Source organism: Siminovitchia sediminis, assembly GCF_042680885.1.
Lineage (GTDB): Bacteria > Bacillota > Bacilli > Bacillales > Bacillaceae_C > Siminovitchia > Siminovitchia sediminis.
The window spans coordinates 1-8,998 of record NZ_JBHUEO010000060.1 but is presented as its reverse complement, the minus strand read 5'-3'; the positions used below and the strand labels follow the sequence as shown (position 1 = coordinate 8,998).

Here is an 8,998-nt window from a genome sequence, read left to right as displayed (position 1 = left end):
TGTTGGTCCAACGAGGAGTCTAAAGTTATTTTGAGAAGTTGGCAAGTGGCCTTTTTATTTACATAGATTCGAATTACCTACATAAATTAACTGCCAAACCTTACATTTTTAGAATGCCATAAACACGTAAGCTGTGTTCTATCCCGTAAATCCAATTTATTCAAAATCTGGCTCGGACAATTCTTCACTGTTCCCACTGAAATTTCAAGTCTTTCAGCGATTTCTCCATTACCTTCTCCAATACACCTCAAAATATCTCGTTCCCTCGGGTTAACAATGGATCCGATTCTTGGCGCTCTTCCTTCTTCATCAAAAGAGGCAACTTTGGCTCCTATATGCTCTTCAATTGATAATCGCCTGTTAACGCGCTGCATATCAAGCAATCAGGGAGTCGGTGTATGTGGACTAGGTATTCTACATTTACGAACCCTTTAGAAATACAGCGATTAGGTACTTTGATCGTGTTGATTACGCTTTTGGGTTAAGAGTTGGGCGGAGCGTTTATGAATGGATAGTCGTTGCTTCGCAGTGGAGTGCTTACCCACCTGAATCCTTTAAGATTCTACAGGGAGGTATGCACTTCAGCTGGATAGCTTCTGGATGCTCTTGCATTTGATTGTCCAGGTTGTGATTATCACTGCACTGACTCTGTGATGGAAAGATAAAAAGCGAAGGAATCTTATATTGTTAATATTAGGATTGCATATCTTTCTACGGGTTCCTACGTTTATGTATTTCATACCGGAATTAGAGTATTTTCGTACGACATCCACAACGGCACCATGGACTCAGAAGATTCAAGCTTGTGCTGATAGATGGGTACTTTTAAGCATTGGAAGAACGACTGCTATTGCAGCATCCTATATGCTGGCTGTTACAGGTCGAGAAGGATACGGGCCATCCCAAGAGTTATAAATGGATGAACGGCACACAGGATTTTCGAATCTTCACTTGATCAATCATTAAGTTTATGAGCAAATTGTAAGGATATTCCCAGCAAAAACTACCAGAGTTACTGGATGTGCTGGGATCCTTGCGGTAACCCTACATATCATTTGAAACGACTTGCTCTACCATTTTTAATTTATCCCTAGGTTATTCCTTCCAAATTATGAATAACATAGAAGGAAAACGAATTCAGTCATTCTGCGCTCGTTCTGGTCGCATATATCGCGGCTCTTAAAACCTTTATTTGGTTAAGCCTGTATCTAGAATTTCCACACTTACATGAGGAGTAATTTTGGCATTATCAATCGTTTCCGGCCACTTCATTTTTTTCCATGTATCATAATTTGTATTAAGTCTGATGTATTTCCCTATTCCTATATTATCGACTTTGTATTGTTGCATAATCTCTATAATGTCATTTATTTCTTCCTCTATATAAGCTTGAATACCTTTCTCTAATTGTTTTATGTCATTTTTATTTGAAGTATCTTTATCTCCTTGATATTCGAGAATATACCCCGTAAATTTAATATTTACGTATACCTCAACGTCATCAGGACTGGATACTTTGACATTGAATTTTCTTTTATTTGATAAAAAATCAATTAATATTTTCTCATTCCCGTTTTTGTGAAATAGATCTCCTTTTTTAAAATCACCTGTAAGGAGGAAGAAAATTCTTGACTGCAATGTATTTAAGGTCGTTACAAATTGATCATTTTTAAATAAAGCTATACCGCTTGCCATCATTCCTTCATTTGTACTTTTTATAAAAGGTGCGATCGGATCGATACCATCATCGAAGTAGTCCTTGGAAAACTTATGAACATCCATGTCAGGTATTGTATTTAGTCTTGCTTCTTTTTTTAATAAGTTCTCAATGGATTGATTGACTTTGGGAAAATTAGGATTCTCACTTTCAATCAGTTCCTGCGCCTTGCCGTCGATAACCGCAAGCTTGATATTGGGCCTAAATACTGGATCACGATAAATGGTATCCATTTGCTGCCATATTCCTTTTTCAGCTAACTCTTTGCCAATAAAAATACTACGTACTTGTCCGGTGACTAAATTTTTATCCGATTTATTAGAAAGAATTATTCTTGCTTCTTTACTGGTTTCAGCGACCGTACTTAGGGTCTGAGCTGTCTCTTCTTCAGCCAGCGGGAAAGAAATTGTCACACGCAGTTTACCTTCATCCTCACTATGTTCTAATACATCGTAACCAATTGTGTGTATAAAGCCTATATCTTCTATAATATCTTGTTGACCACATCCTGCTAAAACGAGTAGCATAATGCAAAACGCTATCATAAATTTATGCAATGTGTCTCCACCTCTTAAGAAGAATAAGCAATATCATCATACAGGGCAAAAATAGAGATATGACTATTTGGATAGATCCTAAAAAAGAATAATATTGCTTGATTTCAAATTTGTTTAATATAGGCAATGTCATCAAATAACCCGAACCAAGTAAAATGATTGCTATCGATTTAGTGTTCCATTTAAGTACTCTTTGAAATGTAATCATTCCAATCCAAACGTACATAACAACCGTTGTAAAAACCCTCAAAAATAAGATCAAAAAAAATAAAGAATCAATGCGTTCAATAAATTCCATTTCTATATACTGTAACAAGTTAATCATAGGATACAGTTGTGTCTTTAATTGTTGGAAGCTATTGAAACTATAACTGATAATCGTAAGCGCCATGTATATAAAGGTAGTAAATAAATGTCCATAAAAGACATATCTCAATCCTTTTGCGCCTTTTTCGATATATGGAAATAAAAATAATACAACTTCAAAACCAAGAAAAGCAATATATATATCTAGAATGCCGTGTTGCCATTGTCCATGGGCATCGAAAAAAAAGTTTGTTAATTCTAAAAAGGAAAGATGAGGAATAAAATACAGCAATGTCAAAACCACGGGTGCAAATAAAAAGAACAATAAGGTAATCATATGAACAATAGACACAATACCGCTAATCACGAGATAAAAGACAAGAAATATTGTAGCCAACAAAAACCAATTTATATTGGCGTCAGGAAAGTGTAAAAACTTTACAATAAATAGATAATTTTTCAATATAAATATGGCAAAACCTGCCCAGAAGAAACTAAGGAAGAAATAGAGCGGTATTCTTAATATTTTTGGCATTCCATTTTCTATAATTGAAAAAATGGAAACTCCCTTTCCCAAACGATAAGCTACATAAATGAGACCAATATGCATCAAAACAAATATAGAAATGATTGGGATAGCGAGCCACCCATTATAACCAAAATGCTCCGCAACAAATTGCGGCAACTGAACAATTAAAACAAGGGAACCTTGTGTCATGAATGTCACAAAGAATAAATAAAATGGTTTTATTCTTTCCATATTGAATGAAGGATCCTTCCATATTATTTCTTTAAGTTTTTAAAAGGTACACGAATGATTGTGTCCTTCCATAGTTTTATATAGAGCGGTGCTATAGGTTTTAAATAAAACTCACCTATGACTTTTAAACGGTTTAAATGGATGAGAATAAAAACAAACCCAATGATAATGCCAAATATCCCCCAAATGGAAGCAAGGATTATGAGCAGGAATCGGGTAATCCTCAATGAAGCAGTCATAATAATATGAGGGACGACAAAGGATGAGATGGCCGAAATAGATACAACAATAATTAACAAATTGCTTGTAAATCCTGCCTCAACAGCAGCTGTACCAATAACGATTCCTCCGACAATCCCGATCGTTTGACCGATTTTACTGGGTAACCTTGCTCCTGCTTCTCTCAGTAATTCAATGACACTTTCTATAATCAACGCTTCTATAAACGGATTAAATGGTACTTTACTTCTAGACTCAATAAAAGTGTGCAGCAACTTGATAGGCATCATTTCATAATGAAACATGCAAACCGCAACATAAAATGCGGAAGCAAATAATGTAATAAATAAGGCTATGAACCGCAATAATCGGGAAAGGGTTCCTAGTAACCAACGCTGATTATAATCATCCGGCGACTGGAAAAACTCAAAAAAGTTGGTTGGTGCTGAAAATGCATAAGGACTCCCGTCTACTAAGCCAACCACCCTTCCCTGCAGCAATTTAGAAACAACTACATCTGGCCGTTCTGTAGTAAAAAATTGTGGAAAAATAGAAAGTTGTTTGCTATCTAAATGCTCTGTCAGCATATTTAGATCAGTAACCCCCTCGACATCTAATTTATTCATCTTTTCTTCAACGTATTTGATTAAGGATGGTGGGGTTAATCCTTCAATATAAATAAGACTGCATTCCGTGTTTGTAATTTTCCCAACTTCAAGTGAAGATACTTTTAAACGGGGAGATTTTATGCGACGTCTGATCATTGAAAGATTCGTAAAAATATCTTCAATAAATGCTTCCTTGGGTCCAATAATGACAGTTTCAATCTCCGCAGGTGTAACACTTCTTGTTTTTGGTACATAAATATCGATTAAGTAGGCCTCTGTGTTTTTATAAATGATAGCTGCTTTTCCTTCTAAGATTCCTTTAATGATTTCATTTAAATCGGTCTTTAATTTGTACTCCTTACGTTTAAGTAGAGACTTTACCTCATTATTCGTCACTTTAGAAAAAGGCATTAAAACATTGTCAAAAAGCTCTTGTTCTCCAATTAAATGACCAATAAACATTACTTCAATGTTTATTTCGGGAAAGGAACGTATGACAAGGTCGTCACAATGAACCAGCTTATCTCTAATCTTTTCTGATACATTTTGTTTAAGAAGCATAGAAGGCCTCACAGATAAAAAGTATTTATGCTTATTGTGGTGTAATTTCAATTAATTATTCAGAAAGGGTTTTCGTATTCTGGAATGAATGAAGCTACCAGATGATGCCAATTAATTCAAGTGTAGCTGATTAATTTTAAAGTATAGTGTTCATTACTGATATAAAATAAGGTAAGAATATTCTTTTTCAGAGTTGGAATAATATCCTTGTATAAAGAAAACAAGGAGGTTAATGAAAATGGCATTAGTACCGTACGATCCATTCAGACAACTTTCAAATATGAGAAGAGAGTTTGATCGCTTTTTCTCGGACTTTCCTATTTCGTTCGATAATGAGCAGGGGTTAGGGAGCATCCGAGTGGATGTACATGAAACGGAAAATGAAGTAGTGGCAACTTGTGATATTCCTGGACTTGAAAAGAAGGAAGATGTCGATATTGATATAGAAAATAATCGATTAAGCATCAGCGGTTCTATTAATCGTACCAATGAAACGAAAGAAGAAAATATGTTTAGAAAAGAACGCTATGCAGGCCGTTTTCACAGAATGATCACCCTTCCATGTCCCGTTTCACATGACGGTGTAAAAGCAACCTATAAAAATGGTGTACTGGAAGTAAGTATGCCGAAACTTATGAAAGACACTAAAAAGAAAATAGATGTAGATTTCCATTAGGAGGAGTAATTGTCGTCAGCAATGAAGGAATCCGAACCTGACTATATGCTGGAGTTGGCCTATAGAACAGATAAACAAAGAAAAGAGATTTTGTTGGTGTCTTATACAAAAGATTGTATATTTTTTTCGAAAAAAAAACGCATCTTATGAAGTTGACCCCATAAAGTAGAACGAAAATTTTACTAAGCAGCTATTAAGGCCTGAATTTGGTATTGTCCGGACTCAGGCCTTTAGTTTTTGGTTTCATTCGTTTGTGGCTTATGAAACCTGTTCTAAGAAACTTGTTATTATAGTAATTTTTGTGTTCAATTTGGTGGTTTGTGACTCAATTGAATTCTAACCAGTTTTTTGGAAAAACTCCTCCAAAAGAAGATTTATGTGTTATCCCTGCAAAGCCGCTGCCAACTGCTGCGTTTATTTTCGTTAATATCTGCCACCAATCGGTCAATTGGAAACAGTGATATTTATGTATGAATTTTTTATAAATTACCTCCAAAGGATAGATATAATGAACTTAATGAAAAAAGGCTTTCCATATAGATTACCGGACGTGTATTTCCACGCTTCATGATTGATTTTTTTTATTATGCGTTTTTCTTCATCTATCTTACATTGATACTCATAATGATTCATAATAAAGCCTCCCATTACCCAAAAGCGAACAAAGCCCCTCCAAAAAACTAAATGTTTGAAGGGCAAATAATGTTGTTCAATTTTGAAATCTTTATTACCGAGAGTAAAAAATAATATATAAGGTGAACTAAAAGATTTTCCTGGATAACTTTGGATTCATTCTTATCTCCAATCGCTTCATACTGATATAGGACTTGATCCTCAAAGGATTCTCCTTGCTTACTATCAAATAAGAATATTCCCCCACCCAGATGTTTTGCTTCGTTATAGCAGTTTTTATAAATTGAAGATTCCGATTTCCTTGTATCGGAAAGGTCTTTTCCGGATCAGTCCTAGGGTGATTGCTAGAAAGCAATAAATTCACCCCTTTTTATCCTAGATTAAAGTTAATTTACCAACCTTGCCGCATTCCAATGCAAACCAAATGGTTTCACCATCGCTACTTGAAATACCATGTGGTTCAGCATTTTCAGTTTGAATTGGATATTCCTCAATTAAATTATTACTAGTCAACCTTCCTATTTTATTAGCCCCCCATTCGGTGAACCATAAATCCGTTCCTGCTCCAGCAGTAATTGCATGAGGTCGAGCGTTTGGGGTTGGAATTTTAAATTCAGTAATTTCTCCAGAGGTAGTTATTCGCCCTACTTTATTACCTATAATTTCTACAAACAATAGAGCATCATCGTTTCCCTTTGTAATACCTACTGGTCCTGATGCAGGTGTAGGAATTTTAAATTCCGCAATTTCTCCATTTTCTGTAATTCTTCCAATAGCATTATTTTGATTTTCTGTGAACCACAGGGCATTATCAGGCCCCCAAGTGATATAAGAAGGGTAAGAACCTTTGTTAGGCAGCTCATATTCACTAATTTTACCGTCGTCTGCAATATGTCCAATACGGTCTCCATCCATTTCTGTAAACCATATACCTCCATTTGGTCCTTCTGTAATACCAAAGGGTGTTGAATTGGGATTAGGCAATGTATATTCATTAACCATCCCCTCTTTTGTAATCCTTCCAATTTTGTTTGCTGCATTCTCAGTAAACCAGACATCACCTTCTGAAGAAATTGTTAAACACATCACTTTTGCACCTGTTGTCGGCAATGAGTACTCTATAATTTTTCCGTCTAAAGTGATGCAACTGATCTTATTTGCTTTATGTTGAGTAACCCAAACTTCTTCCTTGTCTGAAACGATTATTCCGTATGGCCCTGTATCTTGATTGGCAAGTTTTAATTCTTGTAGTTTATATTCCATTCTATTCCCTCCGATTTATTGAAATTAAATGTCCAAAACAAAAATAACCCCCTATCTCGTTTTTCAAGACAGGAGGCAATGCAGCGCAAATAAGGACTTAAATAGACTTTTCGAATAACAAAAGCCTTTATAAAGTCAAAAAAGCACATTACATTAATCCTATCTCAGAAAAATAATCGATAACAAATAGAGTCCATTCCAAAACAATTTGAAACTGAACCCAAGGCTAAAATATCGATTTCTTCAAGTTAGGATTATATAATCATGTGCTCTTTTTCACCCTTTCGAATATTGATTTGTTTAACCGTACAATATTTATTGCGAAAAGTCAAACAAAATTCCAAAAAAAATGAAAATTCATTTTAGTATGTATGTGCATTATGTATTACAAAGTATTCCATTATATGGCCCGTTATATAAAAAAGAGCGCAAACCAGCTCTGGATAAGCGCCGGATAATGGAATAAGCCCTTAAAAATATCCAATCATTTTCTACAATTCTAGTCCTAATAACAGAAAGTCGAAATAAACACTTCGTTTATAAACAACTCTTTACGGGATACACCTTCTTCTTTAACACCAAATTTTTTACACATAGGGATACCCCTGGGATTGTCCGTACGAGTTCTGCTATTGATCTTTTTAATTGTATTTTTTCCCTCTGCCCAATCTTTCAACATATTAATCATTTGTTGACCTATTCCTTGTCCCCAATAAATTGTTTAACACTTAAACCCCCGCTTCGCCCACATGTTTTACTCTGTCCTTTGTACCATGTAGTGGATAATGTGTTTTGCAACAGAAACTTTTGCTGGACGAAAAATTATCATTTCTCCATTTCGATAAGGTGGAATAGGGGGGCTTTCAATAAACAAAATCTCATCAATATAAAAAACGGGCGCCTTCTTATGCTAGATTGCAGAAAATTCATTCAATTTATTTCTAAATGGAGGTTAGAGAACAACTATTTTGTTGAACTGATTTCATAAAGATAGAAAACATAATCGGTTCGTACACTTGAGTAACCCTGTTGACGTATCATTGCTGTAAGGTTTCCGCGATGATAAGTGTAAGATCATTTACTCCCATCTTGTCATGAGCCCTGCAGTAACCAAATAAAGGGCAAAAAAACCCCATATTCATCATGTGACAATATTGGTACCATTGTTCAAACTTTTGTGTATCTATCATTGTTTAGTTTTTGATATCTTGTAACGAGCTCGTCTAACTTCTGACTGTACCAAAGGGTGCTATCACTATTTAAGCCAGATTCTTCTGCAATCAAAATCTTTCTCATCTGATTGATCCTGGCTTTTATTTCATCCATCTCTGTACCCATTATCCAAACCCCTAGACTATTTTAGTGTATGAATTTTTTCAAACGCAATTGGTATTATACAAGCTATTCTAAACAATTGGAATATACATGACAAATGTTCTTATAAATTGACAAAAAAAGTGAAAATACCTATTCTAGTATTAATTGGTGGTACCCCTCTACAAACAAAAATTAATATCATACTTAAATAAAAAATCAATGTTTAATAGATGACATGGATACAAAGCTGTTCCCGTGTAACCGTCAAGTAGTTCTGAACAGTTTCTGCTCATTAATTTTGAACACTTTTCGCTTGAAATAAAGTCTCACGATATTTGATCCTGTGACTGGCTCCGTCAAAGTGTAGAACTTCAGAGCGGT

At 35.0% G+C, this 8,998-nt stretch carries 7 protein-coding genes and 3 pseudogenes; 1 reads left to right on the top strand and 9 read right to left on the bottom strand.

The window, feature by feature from the left end; translation table 11 throughout:
• Positions 1 to 86: 86 nt before the first annotated feature.
• The 4 genes and pseudogenes from ACFSCZ_RS15675 to ACFSCZ_RS15660 form a co-directional block, all read right to left on the bottom strand.
• Positions 87 to 353: pseudogene (locus ACFSCZ_RS15675) on the bottom strand (response regulator transcription factor); the annotation flags it as partial.
• A gap of 835 nt (positions 354 to 1,188) precedes the next feature.
• The gene (locus ACFSCZ_RS15670; RefSeq protein WP_380775139.1) at positions 1,189 to 2,274 is read right to left on the bottom strand and encodes a Ger(x)C family spore germination protein; all 1,086 of its coding nucleotides are present in this window, start codon (positions 2,272 to 2,274) and stop codon (positions 1,189 to 1,191) included.
• Entirely contained in the window at positions 2,267 to 3,340 is a 1,074-nt protein-coding gene (locus ACFSCZ_RS15665) for a GerAB/ArcD/ProY family transporter (RefSeq protein WP_380775137.1), read from the bottom strand. Before ACFSCZ_RS15665 ends, ACFSCZ_RS15670 begins: the two co-directional genes overlap by 8 nt.
• Before the next feature lie 23 nt (positions 3,341 to 3,363).
• The gene (locus tag ACFSCZ_RS15660; RefSeq protein WP_380775135.1) at positions 3,364 to 4,728 is read right to left on the bottom strand and encodes a spore germination protein; all 1,365 of its coding nucleotides are present in this window, start codon (positions 4,726 to 4,728) and stop codon (positions 3,364 to 3,366) included.
• 238 nt (positions 4,729 to 4,966) lie between these two features.
• Between ACFSCZ_RS15660 and ACFSCZ_RS15655 the strand changes: the two genes are divergently transcribed.
• Positions 4,967 to 5,404, top strand: a complete 438-nt coding sequence (locus ACFSCZ_RS15655; protein WP_380775133.1) for an Hsp20/alpha crystallin family protein — start codon at positions 4,967 to 4,969, stop codon at positions 5,402 to 5,404.
• A gap of 794 nt (positions 5,405 to 6,198) precedes the next feature.
• On the opposite strand, the pseudogene ACFSCZ_RS15650 reads toward ACFSCZ_RS15655, so the two are convergent.
• From ACFSCZ_RS15650 to ACFSCZ_RS15630, 5 genes and pseudogenes are all read right to left on the bottom strand, one after another.
• Positions 6,199 to 6,392: pseudogene (locus tag ACFSCZ_RS15650) on the bottom strand (hypothetical protein); the annotation flags it as partial.
• Between the two features lie 20 nt (positions 6,393 to 6,412).
• Positions 6,413 to 7,300 (bottom strand): Vgb family protein, encoded by an 888-nt coding sequence (locus ACFSCZ_RS15645; protein ID WP_380775132.1) that lies wholly within the window; start codon positions 7,298 to 7,300, stop codon positions 6,413 to 6,415.
• A gap of 505 nt (positions 7,301 to 7,805) precedes the next feature.
• On the bottom strand, positions 7,806 to 8,018 hold the full coding sequence (locus ACFSCZ_RS15640) for a GNAT family N-acetyltransferase (RefSeq protein ID WP_380775140.1): 213 nt from the start codon (positions 8,016 to 8,018) through the stop codon (positions 7,806 to 7,808).
• Between the two features lie 245 nt (positions 8,019 to 8,263).
• Positions 8,264 to 8,356 (bottom strand): annotated as a pseudogene (locus ACFSCZ_RS15635) (damage-inducible protein DinB); the annotation flags it as partial.
• Positions 8,357 to 8,467: 111 nt separating this feature from the next.
• Positions 8,468 to 8,638, bottom strand: coding sequence for a Spo0E family sporulation regulatory protein-aspartic acid phosphatase (locus ACFSCZ_RS15630; protein WP_380775130.1), 171 nt, complete (start codon positions 8,636 to 8,638; stop codon positions 8,468 to 8,470).
• Positions 8,639 to 8,998: the final 360 nt, after the last annotated feature.